Origin of the sequence: Thiothrix eikelboomii, assembly GCF_900167255.1 — a bacterium.
Classification (GTDB): Bacteria; Pseudomonadota; Gammaproteobacteria; order Thiotrichales; family Thiotrichaceae; genus Thiolinea; species Thiolinea eikelboomii.
The window spans coordinates 238,646-253,973 of sequence record NZ_FUYB01000003.1 but is presented as its reverse complement, the minus strand read 5'-3'; the positions used below and the strand labels follow the sequence as shown (position 1 = coordinate 253,973).

17 protein-coding genes are annotated in these 15,328 nt (G+C 49.1%); all 17 read left to right on the top strand.

All coding sequences use genetic code 11. The annotated features are described in order from the left end of the window. Positions 1-42: 42 nt before the first annotated feature. Genes B5D50_RS05050 through B5D50_RS04975 form a run of 17 tightly spaced genes read left to right on the top strand, consistent with a single transcriptional unit; the run spans position 43 to position 15,313 of the window. Positions 43-600: a GPW/gp25 family protein gene (locus B5D50_RS05050; RefSeq protein ID WP_078921494.1), complete on the top strand. Its 558-nt coding sequence runs from the start codon at positions 43-45 to the stop codon at positions 598-600. After that, a complete protein-coding gene (locus tag B5D50_RS05045; protein ID WP_078921493.1) occupies positions 597-1,463 on the top strand; it encodes a baseplate J/gp47 family protein in 867 nt (288 codons plus the stop codon). Before B5D50_RS05050 ends, B5D50_RS05045 begins: the two co-directional genes overlap by 4 nt. Beyond that, on the top strand, positions 1,457-2,512 hold the full coding sequence (locus B5D50_RS05040) for a phage tail protein (RefSeq protein ID WP_078921492.1): 1,056 nt from the start codon (positions 1,457-1,459) through the stop codon (positions 2,510-2,512). Before B5D50_RS05045 ends, B5D50_RS05040 begins: the two co-directional genes overlap by 7 nt. After that, positions 2,509-2,994, top strand: a complete 486-nt coding sequence (locus B5D50_RS05035; protein WP_078921491.1) for a hypothetical protein — start codon at positions 2,509-2,511, stop codon at positions 2,992-2,994. Before B5D50_RS05040 ends, B5D50_RS05035 begins: the two co-directional genes overlap by 4 nt. Beyond that, positions 2,994-4,928, top strand: a complete 1,935-nt coding sequence (locus B5D50_RS05030) for a DUF4815 domain-containing protein (protein WP_078921490.1) — start codon at positions 2,994-2,996, stop codon at positions 4,926-4,928. Before B5D50_RS05035 ends, B5D50_RS05030 begins: the two co-directional genes overlap by 1 nt. Continuing rightward, on the top strand, positions 4,925-6,247 hold the full coding sequence (locus tag B5D50_RS05025; protein WP_078921489.1) for a hypothetical protein: 1,323 nt from the start codon (positions 4,925-4,927) through the stop codon (positions 6,245-6,247). The genes B5D50_RS05030 and B5D50_RS05025 overlap by 4 nt, the downstream gene beginning before the upstream one ends. Further along, positions 6,237-6,641, top strand: coding sequence for a hypothetical protein (locus tag B5D50_RS05020; RefSeq protein WP_078921488.1), 405 nt, complete (start codon positions 6,237-6,239; stop codon positions 6,639-6,641). The genes B5D50_RS05025 and B5D50_RS05020 overlap by 11 nt, the downstream gene beginning before the upstream one ends. Continuing rightward, positions 6,641-7,489: a hypothetical protein gene (locus tag B5D50_RS05015; RefSeq protein WP_078921487.1), complete on the top strand. Its 849-nt coding sequence runs from the start codon at positions 6,641-6,643 to the stop codon at positions 7,487-7,489. Before B5D50_RS05020 ends, B5D50_RS05015 begins: the two co-directional genes overlap by 1 nt. Then, entirely contained in the window at positions 7,490-8,068 is a 579-nt protein-coding gene (locus B5D50_RS05010; protein WP_078921486.1) for a hypothetical protein, read from the top strand. Next, the gene (locus B5D50_RS05005; RefSeq protein ID WP_078921485.1) at positions 8,061-9,233 is read left to right on the top strand and encodes a phage tail sheath protein; all 1,173 of its coding nucleotides are present in this window, start codon (positions 8,061-8,063) and stop codon (positions 9,231-9,233) included. Before B5D50_RS05010 ends, B5D50_RS05005 begins: the two co-directional genes overlap by 8 nt. Next, positions 9,223-9,720 carry a phage major tail tube protein gene (locus tag B5D50_RS05000; protein WP_159448573.1) on the top strand — a complete coding sequence of 166 codons (498 nt, stop codon included), beginning with the start codon at positions 9,223-9,225 and terminating at the stop codon, positions 9,718-9,720. Before B5D50_RS05005 ends, B5D50_RS05000 begins: the two co-directional genes overlap by 11 nt. A gap of 10 nt (positions 9,721-9,730) precedes the next feature. Continuing rightward, entirely contained in the window at positions 9,731-10,111 is a 381-nt protein-coding gene (locus tag B5D50_RS04995) for a phage tail assembly protein (protein ID WP_078921483.1), read from the top strand. Next, on the top strand, positions 10,111-10,242 hold the full coding sequence (locus tag B5D50_RS20735; RefSeq protein ID WP_268807800.1) for a hypothetical protein: 132 nt from the start codon (positions 10,111-10,113) through the stop codon (positions 10,240-10,242). The genes B5D50_RS04995 and B5D50_RS20735 overlap by 1 nt, the downstream gene beginning before the upstream one ends. After that, the gene (locus B5D50_RS04990; RefSeq protein ID WP_078921482.1) at positions 10,239-13,673 is read left to right on the top strand and encodes a phage tail tape measure protein; all 3,435 of its coding nucleotides are present in this window, start codon (positions 10,239-10,241) and stop codon (positions 13,671-13,673) included. Before B5D50_RS20735 ends, B5D50_RS04990 begins: the two co-directional genes overlap by 4 nt. Before the next feature lie 4 nt (positions 13,674-13,677). Next, positions 13,678-14,115 carry a phage tail protein gene (locus B5D50_RS04985; protein WP_078921481.1) on the top strand — a complete coding sequence of 146 codons (438 nt, stop codon included), beginning with the start codon at positions 13,678-13,680 and terminating at the stop codon, positions 14,113-14,115. Then, entirely contained in the window at positions 14,103-14,318 is a 216-nt protein-coding gene (locus B5D50_RS04980) for a tail protein X (protein ID WP_078921480.1), read from the top strand. Before B5D50_RS04985 ends, B5D50_RS04980 begins: the two co-directional genes overlap by 13 nt. Then, a complete protein-coding gene (locus B5D50_RS04975) occupies positions 14,318-15,313 on the top strand; it encodes a phage late control D family protein (protein ID WP_078921479.1) in 996 nt (331 codons plus the stop codon). The genes B5D50_RS04980 and B5D50_RS04975 overlap by 1 nt, the downstream gene beginning before the upstream one ends. The last annotated feature ends 15 nt before the right edge of the window (positions 15,314-15,328 follow it).

Genomic DNA, 15,328 nt, shown 5'->3' with positions numbered 1-15,328 from the left:
CCATTTGGATGCTCCCTTCTTTGAAATCCTCCGAGTAATGAAATGGATACAGCAGTCGAACAGTTAAATGCACACCTGCTGCAGCTCGCAGATGAAGTAGGGGATTTGAAGGAAGGCCAGCAGTTACTTCGTCATGAGCAATTACGTTTATTAGAGAATTTATTTAAGTACCGTACCGAGGCTGAGCTAGATGGGGTAGGTACAGTCAGTGTTCAAGCTAATCTAAACATCAGCGATGCGAATGCATTGACTGAAATAGAGTTACGCAACTTATGTGGCATGGATTGCAATACGGGAAAAATGCTGCGTGGTTTGGATTATTTACGCCAGCGCTTGGCGGATGCGTTGACTACACGCAAAGCAGCGCAAGTACTGTTGCGTGAACGTGGTTCAGATGTTCCTGATTTAATTGATAAAACGCTACGGCCTGATGTCGTGGCTCTATGGTTTGCAGAGATCGCGGATGCGTTATCTAGTCGTTATTCGGGTGTGCCGGATTTCATCTTAGAACGCCTGCGTGTGGTGAGTCGATCCGACAGTGTGCTCGGTATTGATATTGGTGGACGTTGGTTGGGGCGTGACGTGGAGTTGACCTTATGAGTCTGCCAATTTTAGCGGCTCCCCAAGTTTTTAAGCCTTTAGCTTTGCAGGCGGAATTATTACGTTTGCTTGCAGGGTTGCAATTACGTATGCGTGATCCGTTGGGAGGGGATGAGCCTAGCTATAGCATGCCTTTGCCTTCGGATCCAGCCTATCAGGTTCTCTCAACGAGTGCTTATCGCTATCAGCTACAAATGCAAGCGATCAATGAAGCCGTAGAGTCGAATTTACTTTTATATGCACGTGGTTCAGATCTAGATCATTTAGCCGCCTTTTATGATGTGTTGCGCTTGGAGGGTGAAGCAGATGATGCATTTAGAGGGCGAGTGCAGTTAAGTATTCGTGGCTGGTCGCCAGGTACCTATGAGTATTATGAGTCGCAAGTACGAGGGTTATCGACTGAGGTGCGTGATGTGCTGGTTGATGTGCCTGATACACAGGCTATTGATCAAAAAGGCTGGATCTATATATCAGTCATGGTCAATGAGGGTAGTGGCGAGCCTTCTACCGAGTTTTTGACGCAAGTACGCAGCCATTTAGCTGACCCTAAAGTTCGTTTGATTAATGACACCATTGTGGTACAGCCAGTTAGTCTAGTGCCGATTGATGTAGTGGCCTCTATTTGGCAAACCCCGAGTGCAATTCCTGGCGTATTAGAGCGTTTGAATGCAAGTGTGCCGTTAGCTTTTGATCAGGCACGTGGATTAGGTTGGGATGTGTCACCCTCGTGGTTTGCATCCGCACTTCAACAAGATGGCGTGAAAAAATCTGAGTTGTCCTTAACTCAAGATGTAGTGGTTGCACGTGATCAATGTGCGTATCTACGCAGTTTTAGCTTGCTAGATAAGGGGGTTGCATGGTGATGCCTTGCGGCAGTCTTTTGCCGCTCAATTCTAGCCGTACCCGTTTTTTAGAAGCGCTTGAATGTAATATTGTGCCACCTGCTGATTTGGATGCAGCGATTCGGCAATTACGAGGTCTCAAACTCGACCCGCCAGATATTTTGCTGCCTTACTTAGTCTGGGAATACGGCCTCACGGCTATCGTGCCGTACTTGCCGAACCTCAGGGTGGTTATTCGTGATGGCCTGCTATGGCAAAAAGAGCGGGGGACAGAAGCTGGTATTCGCCGCGCCTTGGCTTGGATCGGGGTTGATCCTGACTGTGTTGAAGATGAAATCCCCGGCGTGCATTGGAATGAGCTGCAATTAGATACGGGTTTCGTGCCCAGTGCTGAGCAGCTCCGGCGCATTATTGCGCTCACCATGATGAGCACACCGGCCCGCACTAAACTCAAGCGGTTGTATCACGGATGTGATCGCCGGCGCTTTGTGTTGGATGCCTCACGCTGGGGGGATTTGCTCGACGATTACAGTGGCATACGCCCGCCAGAGTATAACGGGCTGGTATTGAGCTTTTGCCATCGGATCAAGACGAGTGTGCAAGAGCCGATGGACGTCGCTGAAGAGTCTCATGGGCTTATTTTTGGTGCAGTGACTAAATTTATCAATGCGCACTTGTTGGATGAGGATTTCGTGTTTGGCGAGCTGGCACTGCCGAATCACCCAGCCTATGTCACTTTGTTTTTTGCTCAAGAGCTACGGTATTTGCCGTTAACAACATGGCTACAAGATCGCTGGCAACAACAACCGTGGAATGCGCCGCGCATGACCAGCGGGGCAGGGGTGATGATCCACCATAGCACCAGTATCGCTTCGCCCGCCGCACAGACGGAGGGTCTTAAAAGCTTTTTAAGTCATGCCAACACCATGCAGTTTGAGCGATCAGTAGCGACCGGCACGAGCCGCGTTAGTGGTAGCGTGTCAGCTCCTTATTCCCCACCGTGGCGTCAAAACACATGGACGCAGCAGGCGTGGACAACCGATATTTTAATAGCGAGTGATGCCGCATGAGTGCAGTGTTAGTCAATGACGGACGGGTGTTACTCGCCGAAGCCATCAAAAACAGGCCAAGCTTCTTAGGTTTAGGCACAGGGTTGCTTACTTGGGGTGATCAACCCCCTCCGCCACCGGCCAGCTTACTAGAGTTAGTCACACCCGTAGGCTACAAAGCAGCGAAGCAGGTTAGCTATGTCACGCCTGACGAAACGGGTGAGATCGTGCTGCCTACCGGCAAATATAACTACAGTGAAACCCCGACGAATTATCTATATTACAAATTTGATTTGGATTATGCCGATGGCGGCACATCCGATTTACGCGAGTGGCATGTGTACGTGGACGCTGCCACAGAGCTAGACTTGCCTGTGGCACAAACTTGGTTCACCCCTGAGCAAATGCAGGTACGTGGGCGCTTATTGCTGGCTGAGCGTCGCAAACCGATGCCGTTTGATCCGACCGTGCGTGCTGTCTTTGAATTCGTGGTGATCTTCTGATGCGCGTCCCTAAATCCTATATTCGTGACACCAAAGATTGGGAAGAAATCCAATACCGGGCCAGTCATGCCTTGCAGTCGGCTGAGCTAAACGAACAGCAAAAAATGGCAGCGGATGCGCTCAAAGGGATTGGTGATTCGATCCTGAGCGACGGCAATCGTGTAGCCGGTGCGGATATCAATGTCAATAAAGACACTGGCTACACCACTTTAACCGCCGGAAAAATCTATATTCGTGGCCGCGTGCGTGAAGTGGGTGCAGCGAGCTTTACCATCCCTGTTGTCGGGACGGTTATGGTGGGAGTATTTCTGCGCGAACGCCTAGAAACCGAACTACAAAATCCGGCATTACGCGACCCTGCACCTGATACGCGCAACTATGGAGAGCCGGGTGCAGCCCGCTTGTTAGCCCACTTAGAGTGGGGCTTTGGTGGCGGTGATGGCTTCTATGGTGTTTATACCGTGGTGGATGGGGTGGTTAGGGACAATCGACCCGCCCCTGAGTTTGACGGTATTTATGAAGTGGTGGCGCGTTATGACCGTGAGTCGAATGGCTCGTATGTGGTTTACGGCTTAGCACTTACGTATTTGGGTGAGGAGTCGGTGCTGATTGACTCTGTGCCTGTGCTTCATCAGGTGTTTTCTCTGGCCGCCGGTAAGGCGCATGTGAATGGCTATGAAGTTGAATTGCCTTATGCCTTACGCTTGAAATATCCACTCAATCGCGACTTGCAATTAGTCGAAAGTGAACCCAGTTTATTTACGCCTGCTGCCAATGGGCAGATGCGGATTAATACCCATCAAGCGCCTTTAGTGCGGGTAGTGGATTTGGAGATCACCGAAGAAAAAACCGTGAGTCTCACACACGGAGCTTATTCCGGTGTGCGAGATCCATTACCTGATACAGCCGTATTAGAGATTCGTAGCGTGAAGCAAGGTGCGACCACCTACCAAGCGGGCATTGATTACACACTCACTGGTGCTTTAGTCGATTGGACGCTGAGCGGGGCAGAACCCGCACCAGGCAGTACGTATACCGTCACCTATCGGCATCAGCGCAAAGTCCAACCCAGCGGGGTGGATACCACCGGTTTCAGTGTAGCCGGTGCAGTACCGGGCACGCTGGTGTTGGTCGATTATGAGTGGGCGTTACCGCGCATTGATATTCTGACTTTGGACAAGCACGGGCTAGTACGTAAATTAAACGGTATACCTCACGCCTATCGCGCACCTGTCCCCACACCGCCGACGATACAAATCAAGCTAGCCACGATTTATCAGAATTGGATGGCTGGCCCGACGGTTAAGAATGACTCGGTGCAAGTGGTCGCGATGGATGATTTGCGCAATATGCGTGAATGGATCTATGACCTGTACGACTTGGTGGCGATTGAGCGCTTAAAAACGGATGCGATTGCGAAAGAGCCGACCAGTAAGCGCGGGATTTTTGTGGATCCCTTCCTTGATGACGATCTGCGTGACCAAGGTTTAGAGCAGACGGCTGCGGTGATCAATGGTGAGCTGCAACTGGCGATTGATGTTGATGTGTTTGATCTCACCGGCACACCCAAGCTCTTGGATTACACACTTGACGCGGTGTTAGAGCAGCTTGCCCAAACTGGCATGATGCTGGTTAATCCTTACCAAGCCTTTGAGCCGATTCCAGCGGAGGTCACGTTAATTCCTCCGGTCGATTTCTGGACAGAAGAAGCCTCTAATTGGACTTCACCTGAAACCGTGACAATCAGTTCCGGCACGGGGGGCAACTCCGCCACGCTGACGGATACTCGCACCGAAATCACGCGGGTACAAACGCTGGAAGCACAAACCTTGCGTGTGCGTGAGGTGGAAATTCGTATCAGCGGCTTTGCACCGGGTGAGCGATTGACTGAAACCCGCTTTGATAATATTCCGGTGGAGGTAGTGTCGCTATGACTTTAATCGCTGATAGCAATGGCATGATTCGCGGTAAATTCACTATTCCCGCGAATGTTCCCGCTGGCACACGGGCTGTGACCGTAAAGGGTGAGCGGGTCAATGGAGTGGCTAGTTATACCGGCGCGGGCGTCGTCAGTTTAGTAGAGCGCCGCCGGGTGACCACCAATACCACTATCAACTGGAATGATTTGGTGGAAATTACCAATGTCGATATTACCAACATCGACATCACTAATATTGATATTACTAACATCGACATCACCAACATTACCAATGTGACTAACGTCACGAATGTGACGAATGTCAGTAATGTCAATCAAACCATTGACCCCCTAGCTCAAACCTTTCGCTTGAACGTCGCGCGGCATGTAGCAGGAGTCGATCTGTGGTGTAAGCAAAAAGGCACGCTCACACTGATGGTGCAAATCCGTGAAACCACAGCGGGCTTACCCAACAGCACGGTCTTGGCTCAAGCGCGGATCCCGGCGTCCTCTTTATCGCTGACTGAGGCGACTCGGATTAGCTGGGAGCCAGTGTGGTTAGAAGCAAATCGGGAATATGCACTGGTGGTATTAACCGACGATCCCTTGCATGCGATTGCGGTGGCCGAAGTGGGCAAGCTTGATCCCGTGCGCGGGTGGATTACCGCCCAGCCCTATCAGGTGGGGGTGTTGTTATCGTCTGCGAATGCCAGTACTTGGACATCTCATCAATTAGCAGACATGACGTTTCGTTTGTTGGCGGCCAAATTTGCGTCCTCCACCAAAGTAGTGAATTTGGGGAGTCGGAATTTAAACGGCTATACCGATCTGCTCCTAAAAGCCACGGTGGAACGTACCTCTGGGGGTACGGAAGTGAGCTTTAAAGTAGGGGCACTGACGCTTAAAGAGGGTACACCGCTGTCATTGCCCGTTGCTTTGGTGGGTCAGCAAGCGCTGAGCGTGGAGCTAACAGGCTCTGAACGTAACAGTCCGGTGCTCTATCCGGGTGTGCAACTGTTGGCAGGCAAACTGCGTAATTCCGGTACTTATATTTCCCGTGCCATTCCCTGTGGGGTGAGTGCCCGTGTGGTGCTGCGTTTTGAAGCGCTCTTGCCCGGCCAGTCGGTGGTCAACGTTGAATTAGAAATCAATGGCATTTGGACATTGATTCCCCTCACCGAAGGCGAACCAGTGGGCGATAACTGGGTAGAGCGTACTTATTTAAAAACTCCGGTCAGTAGTGACGAAGTGCGGGTGAGATTAACGCTCACTGGCTCGGCGGCTGATCGTCCGAAAATCCGAAAACTGAGGCTAATGACAACCGATGCCGAATAACGATACTACAAACCGTGGCTACCCTTTGCCACATCCCGAAAATATTATGGCCGAGGATGCGACTCGCATTGCGGACGCGATCACGGAGATTGATGCCGATATGCACGCCGTACAGCAACTGGCAGCAGCAGCGGATGATACTTTACCTTTGCCGGTGGGCGGCCTATTGGCGAAAAATTGCCGTTATTTCCTGCCAGCGGGGGCTGAGGTGACGATGCCCTCAGCAGGTTTACACGAGGGGGACTGGGTGGAGTTCGTGCGCGATGGCGATATGACTGCACAACCGGCCACGATTGTATTCGGTCATCCGGTGCAAGATATACCGGCAGGCACACATAGCTATAACGCGAATGCAAACCGCCGCTTTACTTACAAAAATGGGGAGTGGTTGTAATGGCTGATTTATTCCCGGCGGGCTATGACCCGACCCAACTCGAAGATGATGCGGCCCATGCCCGCACCAGCGCGGCGAGTGCTGATAATAAGCTAACCGCCGTCGGCACGAATGCGAGTACTGCTGCGGCGCAAGCGACGGCAGCGAATACGGCCGCTGCTGCTGCAAAAACGGCTGCCGAAAGTGCTAAAGCCCTGTTGGAAAATGGTACCTCGGGCAATGCTGTCCTTAAAGCTAAGTTGGACGAGGTTATTAGCAATTTAGCGACCGTCAAGGCCTACACCGATACCGTAGAAACCACCTTAGCCGCGATTCATGCCAATACGGATAGTGTGGAGGGCACACTGAGTTCAGTTTGGAATGATGCTAATTATGGATTAGTGGGTGCTCGCAATGAACCAGCTTATGGGCGAGTCGCGCTAAGAGATCGCATGGATTTACTCTTTAATAGTTATACCTGGGGGAATGGTAATTACGGTCTAGTTGGTGCTCGTGACGAAGCAACGTATGGGCGTGTCGCGATTCGCAATCGTGTGGAAGATACCATAAATATTGCAGTTGCCGCCCGTGACAATGCTTGGCATGCCATCGAAGCTAGAGCATGGGTTCATCAAATAACACATGGTAACAACTATGTCTGGTCACTCCCGCAAATCCGAGCTTTGCTGGATGATATTCGCAATATAGCAATCGCAGCGCGTGATAACGCGGCGGCGGCGAATAGTAATGCAGCAGCGGCAAATAGTAACGCAGCAGCGGCGGTGGCAACTCGTTATTCGGGCACGGCTTACTATGGCACGGATTGGGGGGCGCAGGCCTATACACTAATACTGAACAAGGCGGCATAAATGATTATCGCAATCAACAAACAAACACGTGCATTGACATACTGGGCTAGTCAGCCTGAAGTTCAGCAACATGCAGCCATAGCAGATCAAAATGCAGGCGAAGCCATTTATGAAAATGAATCAGGTGAATTTATTGTCGCGACTGAGCAGCCTGATGGCTGTTTAGATGTGCTCACTCGCGTTAGCGTGGATCAACGTGTGCTCAACGGTATATGGCAAGTACCTCACGTTCCGGTAGCGTCCGCTGCAAATGACCTGTCACAGCCCGTAGACACAAGTATAGTTTCTGTCTCACGATTTTTACGCGAACTCCTCACCTTCCAAACCTACGGCGCAATGGAAGTCGCTGAAACCGGACTATCCGCGAAATTCTCAGCCGGTACTGCAACTGCGCAAGATATCCTACTCTTAGGGATGTTTCGGGCTGCGAAGGCTTGGATCAATACAGCAACATCTATTAATTTGCACGACCCGCTGGTTTCTCAGGTGCTGGATGCTTGTATTGCCATACCGTCCATCGGCCTCACGGCTGAGGATAAGGCACGGATTTTGCGGAATGAGGAGAAGGTAAATGTCTGATCAGTTTTTGCATGGTATTGAGGTCATTGGAGTCGATAATGGCTACTCAATTATTGAAACACCACGCGCTGGTGTCATCGGAATTTTAGGTACAGCGCCGGGGGCTAATAGTGATAAGTTCCCTCTGAATACACCCGTTTTGATTCCAGGGCTGGCAAGTGATATCACGGCGCTGGGCGAAACTGGCAGTTTGCCGATGGCATTGCGTTTGATGTTCCGAATCGCAACCCCTATGGTGGTCGTGGTACGGGTGGAAGCATCAACAGATGCAGACACGCAGTTGGCGAATTTGGTGGGATCTAATGTCACGATGGGTTTTAGCACAGGGGCTTATGCGTTTTTGGATGCGCCTGCACGTGCCAAAATCGTGCCGCGTATTTTGGTTGCGCCGTGGTTTTCCCACATTGAGCAAGTGACGGATACTTTGATTAGTGTCAGTGAAAATTTGCGGGGGATCGTGTTTGCAGATGCACCTGCAGGTGAAGCAGATACTTATGTTCAGGCCTTGGATTATGCTGAGCGCCTGACCCACAAGCGTGCTAATCCGCTTTGGCCGTTTGTGAGTATGTATGATTCTGTGACTGCTCGCTTACAAAGTGTGCCGATGTCCATTCCGTGGTCTGTGGTTGAGTCAAAGACTAATTATTATGACTCTTCTTCTAATACCCCCGTGCTATTGATTGATGGTATTTCCAAGTCAGTCGGTTATGGCCGTGACAAACGCAACACTCTATCGAATTTGCTCAATGAAAAAGGTGTGGGGACGGCCATTTTTGATGAGGGTTTCCGCTTGTGGGGGAATAGAACTGCCGATCCTACCAGTATATGGCGTTATCGGGCGCATGTGCGCTTAGATGATATGGTCTGCGAGGCTTTGTTACAGGCTAACCTACGCATTGTGGATAAGCGGATTACGCCAATGTATGCCGCAGGCGTGACAGAAGATATTAATGCTTATCTGCGTCATCTAGCTAGCCCTGTGGTGCAGGCGATTGCAGGGGGTAAATGCTGGTTTGATAAAAGTTTAAATACAGCAGATGAAATGGAAGCAGGGCATGCGTACTTTACCTTCGACTATGGTCGCTTTGGCATTGCTGAGCATGTGCAATTAATTCGCAAAATTAATCAAACCTATGTTGAGGAGGTTTTTGCAAATGCTGCATGATGTTATCAAACTGCTCCAGTTTTCACTGGCAGATAATACTTACGTTGGGCGTGGTACGTTTAAAGAGCCGTCGATTGCTTTTAAAACAGAGGCCGATGAAAACTCATACATTGGTATAGAGCAGATTACAGGTCTCAATGCATTGACTGCTGAAATTAGCTTGTCTGGTTTTTCACCCGAAGCACTCAAACTGGTGGGCTTGTGTAGTGGTAAAACCAAGCGCTTGATCGGGATGGCTTCATTTGATACGCCAACCTGCGAGGCAACCAGCTATAAAGTGATCATTGAAGGGGTTTTTACCGAAGTGCCGGGTGCGGAGATTAAACCGGGTCGTTTTGAAAAACGCACGTTTAAGATCGGATCTATCCGCTATTACAAGCTGGAGATTGGCGGTAGTTTGATCTATGAGATTGATCGCAATAATCATATTGTGATTGTCAATGGCGTAGATTTGATGGCTCCACATCGTGCTAATGCGGGTTTGTAAGGGGTAAGGTATGTCAGAATCAGAGCCGATGTCAGTGCCAGTTGTTGATACGCAAAAAGAAAAAACAGTATCAGGTTACGAGGGCAGTAATAGTTATCGGCTGGTTGATCCTTTGTTACATGATGGTACGCCTCTAAAGTTAGACGGCAAGGTCATTGAGCAATTGTATCTACGCAAATTAAGACCAGTTGAATGTTCGGGTATTAATCTAGTGGATGTAGGGATGGCTGATATTGGAATGGTATTGGAGATGCTCAAGCGTAGCTCTTCACCTCCACTGGGGGATCGTGTCTATGATTTGGATTTGCCAGTACTGACTGAAGCCGCTGGGGTCTTCAAGCGTTTTTTTACCGAGAGACGCTCATCGGGGTCACTGACAGCCGTAACCTGATGGTAGATATTATGATGGTTTGGGGTGGTGGCTTTGATTTTGAGCGGCATTGCCCCAGCTTTGACGATTTGATTGACTGGCGCAATCGTGCTGTTACTGCCTATAACAAACTGCATGGGGCTAAAACATGAGCCAAGCTGCACAGCAAGCCCTTAAAATCCTAATTAGTGGTGATGTTGATCCACGCTTTAACAGTGTTTTCTCTTTGGCAGATCGTCGTCTTGCCGAGACAGGGAAGCAGATGCATGATCTCAAGCAAAAGCAATCTTTGTTAAGTCGCTTTGAGATGTCAACTGCAGGTATTAATAAGACCACCGCCGCTCTGAAAAAAGCACAAGAACGCAGTGAGGCTTTGCGTCAATCATTGCAGCGCCAGCAAGAATTGTTGCGCAATTCAAGGGATGCTGAGGCGGCCATTAAAAAAACCGAGCGAGCTTTAAACTCCGCTAAAGATAAGGCGGAAAAATTACGCAAGGAAATATCAGAAAAGATAGCTAGTGGTGCAACGGAGGGTTTGGGTAAGTTACAGCAAAGTTTGGCGGCGACTGAATCAAATATTGTAGGCTTGGGTCAAACATTAGTTGAACAAACGTCGATTTATTCTCAGTATCAAGAAGAATTACGTAAAACAAAGACCAATATTGAGCAAACCAAAGCCGATATTAAAGCGATGGACGATCAGGTTGAGCATCTAAACCAATCATTGGAAAATCAGAAAAAAAAGTTAAAACAGCAGCAAGAAGCACTTGAGCGTTCTGGCGTCAATATGCATAACTTAGCTGAGGAAGCAAGAAGAGCCTCTGAGGCTCTGGAGCAAACTACGAGAGACTATAATCGGTTAGAGAATGCTCGCACGATAGATGAGCGGCAAGCACAGCAAGATGCCGAACGCCGCCGTGCAAGAGGGGAGGCTGTACGGAATGTTGAAGCAGGTATGGGGATTATTGGCAGCACCGTCAATGAGGTTGGACGATTTGTCGCAGCTCCGGTTAATACGGCAGCGGAAAATGAAAAAGCGATTCGGGATGTGGCGATTACTGCTGGATTTGCTCAGACTGATAAAGAGGAGGCTTTACGTGATTTTGCTAGGGATGCGTCCATTGATTACTACCAAAAGCAAGAAAAGATTAATGAGGCATTGGGTACTCTGGCTGCTAATGGGGTCACTGATCTGAATGAGTTTCAGCGCTACACCGCCAATGCTGCTCAAGCGGCCTCTGCTTGGAATGCCGATATTACGGATATGGCCAATCTGCAGTTTACAGTCAGTCGTAAGTTCGGTGTATCTGCTGAAGACATGAAAAAAGCTATTAATGTCATGGCGATTGGGGGGAAGGAGGGACAATTTGAACTGAAAGATCAAGCTAAATGGATGAATGATCTGGGTTCTATGTTTGAGAACCTAGGCGGGAAGGGCTTGGAAGACTTGGCTTCAGCGGCTGCGTATTTGCAAGTTGCGCGTTTGGGGGCAGGTACTAACGATGAGGCTGCAAATAATATGCGCAACTTTTTAATGAAGTTGACTGCACCGGATACTGCCAAAGATTTTGCGGGTGTAAATTTTGCGCTTGGCCGCAAATTAACCGAAAGTGATAAAAAAGCAGGAGTCAAAGGTGAGGATTTACAGGCATTACTAAAAGCTGAAGTCGCCAAAGGTTTTTCTCCTATCGAGGGCATGGTTAATGTTGTTAAGCAGTACATGCAGTCCGCAGGTTCAAAGGCTGAATTGGAAAATATACGTTTAGCTAAAAATGATGATGAGTTGCAGAAAGCTCTTGGAACGTTATCTGAAGCAGGCGCTTTGGGGCAATTATTCCAAGATATGCAAGCTATGAGCTTTGTACGTGCTGCCTTACAAAATGAAGCTAAATACAAGGAAGTGAAAGATAGGGCATTAACTGAAGGCGTTAAAAAAGATGTGCTCATGGAGGACTTTCAGTCAGCAGTTGATACTTCGGCGAAAAAGATAGAAGCCGTTGGACGACGATGGGATGCCTTGTTGGACAAAACAGGTCAATTCTTTAAAGGTGAAACGGATCAGGCATTAGAATCTACCGCTGATGTTTTAGACGTTGGTTTTTATGAAGCAGGTGCACGTTTGGGGCGAAAGCTATTTGGTGATAAGGATGAAAAAAAGCCAAGTAGCTCTGTGGTTGCAGGTCAGCGTGCTTTAGGTGGCCCTGTATTGCCGGGCAAAATGTATGAGGTCAATGAGCAGGGCATGCCGGAGCTGTTGAATGTATTCGGTAGGCAGTATCTGATGATGGGCGGTGCAGCAGGGTTTGTCACCCCACTGGGTGGGCTAGGTCAATCAGATTTAGTAGCTTCGCAAGGGGATTCAAGTCAGCGCTGGCCGGGGATGAGCGCCGATTATGTTGGGTTGTGGATTGATCGGGCTATTTTAGATTGGAGACAACGAGATTGGGCTTTGCCTTCCCCGCGTATTGATGAGTGGATCGAGCAAGCGTGGAAGGATTGGAAGCAGCGTGATTGGTCAATTCGTGGCGATTTATTCCCAGAAATTGGCGCATTTTTCCGCCAGTGGCATACACAGTGGTCGAGTTTATTAGCATCCGCGCAACAGGTGCCAGGCGCGATATTGGGTGCTGCACCTGGCTTAGGTGCAGGAGTTGGTGCGGTATCACACACAGTGTCACAGTCTTTAGATTATCTCACCGGAAAGACAAAAACTGATAAAGGGGGGAATCAAGGACAAGCAGTGAACATGAACTTGCCCCCTGAAGCTCGTGCCTTGTTGGATACTATCGCTGGTACAGAATCACCCGGTTATAACGTGATCTATGGAGGGAAGCGCTTCAGTGAATATGGCGATCATCCACGTATAGATGTGCCGATTCGTAGTGGGCCTAATAAGGGTAAGACTTCATCAGCGTCTGGGCGTTATCAGTTCTTAGGGTCAACTTGGGACGAAATGTCGCTGCAACATAAGCTGAAGGATTTTAGCCCGGAAAATCAGGATAAGGGTGCATGGGAGCTTGCCAAGCGTGATTATGGGCTGAGAACAGGGCGTGATTTATTAGCGGATTTAAGGTCAGGAGATGCCGCGCGAATGGCAGGCGTAGGAGTTGCTTTATCACCGACATGGACTTCTTTGCCATCTGGGATTGAGGCAGGGACTAATACCGCACGCTTCAATCGTGAATTTGCAATGAACTTAGCGGGTAAACGTGCTTACGGTGGGCCGGTACAGTCAGGGCAGTTGTATGAGGTGAATGAGCTAGGTATGCCTGAATTGCTAAATGTAGCAGGGCGAGAGTTTTTAATGATGGGGCGTGAAAGCGGTTTGGTTACACCCTTAGAAACAATGAATGCTGGCTTTGAAAGTGACTTATCACACAGATTGGTTCAAGGATTGACAACTTTCCAAGCAGCGCCTGCCACAACAGGGGCATCGCCGATGACGCAGCATTTTAATTACACCATACAAGTAGTTCAGCAGGCTGGTGAAAGCCAAGAGGTCTTGGTTCAACGGTTGGAGCGAATGATCCGGGATAGCCAGCGATTTAATCATAATGCTTTATATGATGCGCCGGGGTATTGACTGAATGGCAGTGATGTATAGCTTAGGTAAGTTTCTATTTTCCAGTAAAACGATTGTGCCCACGAGTGTCGTGCATGGAATGAGTTATAACTGGCAAAGTGTCGATCGTAATGGGAGACGGCCTGCTCGGCAGCCCGTTAGTATTGGTTTGGAAACAGTAAGTTTGCAAGGGGTTACTTATCCTTGTGATTTGCCAAATGCATGGGTCTTTGATGATTTGCGTGCACAAGCGAATGAGATGCGTCCACTCACATTGATTAGCTTCGGGAGCAGAGAGTCTGGAAATTGGGCGAACGTACTGGGGCTTTGGACGATGGATGATGTAAACGAAGATAGGCAGGCATTATGGCCGAATTCTGATCCACGCAAGATTCAGTTTTCACTGAAAATTAGTTTTTATGGCTTGGATGGCCAAGATGGAGCATGGTCATGGCGGCGTTGATTTATATGACTCGTGAGGGTGATGTACTGGATAAAATCTGCCATCGTTATTACGGCACAGCGCGGGGTACAACTGAGGTGGTCTTACAAGCTAATGATGGTTTGTGTTTGCTTGACCCAGTGTACCCCGCCGGCGTGCGGATTGTGCTGCCAGATATCATGACAACCCAGCCAGCAGTTGACTATTTGCGGATCTGGAATTAATGGAACGTGCTTATAAAATTGAAATTGGTGGGCGTGATGTCAGCAGCATTGTCAATGATCGATTGGTCAGCCTAAACCTGTCTGACAACGAAGGGCTTGAATCTGACACTTTATCGTTGACGTTAGATAATCGAGATCTTCGTATTCCAATTCCTGATGCTGATGCCCCGCTCAAGCTGTGGTTGGGTTATCAAGGGCAATTAGCTTTTATGGGTTTGTTCTTAGTGAATGATGCACGCTTGATGGGGCGTCCTCACCTAATGACGGTGGAGTGTCGAGCAGCTGATATGAAGGAGTCGTTAAAAGAGCCTAAAACCCGTGCTTGGAATGAGAAAAGCTTGGGTGCTATTGCGCAACAGATTGCACGTGAGCATCAGTTGATACCTGCTATTAGTCCACGGCTGGCTGCTATATCTTATCCGACGGTGTTGCAAACGGATGAGAGTGATCTGAATTTGCTAACGCGCTTGGTAACCCCACATGACGGCATGATCAAACCATCATATGGCTCTTTAGTCGTGGTTGAGCGCGGCAATGGTTTGAATGCATCGGGACAGTCAATGCCTATGATATTGATTCGTGAGTCCGATTTGCAACCCGGTTATCAGATCCATCCGCGTGCACGGCCTCGTTATCAGTCGGTTAGCTGCGAATGGTATGACGTGACCACTGGCGCATCTGGGAAGGCTGTCGCGACCCTAATGCCGGGCAGTGCGATTGTGAGTAAATCAAATTTTCAAATTAGGGAGAAGGTTGCCACGGCTGCTTTGGCAAAAAGTCGTTGTGAGGCGAAATTGAAAGAGTTGGCTCGTGGCACGATAGAAGCTAGTTTTAGTACGGCTATTGGTGATAATCGTCTACTGTCAGGTACTAAGATAAAACTAGGCGATGGGTTCCATCCTGAATTTGTTGGTTTGGAGCTGAGTATTAAGTCAGCTCAGCATTCGGTAGCTGGCGCTTATATCACATCGGTGACAGCGGAGCGTGCGAATTAAGTCATATTTTCTTGT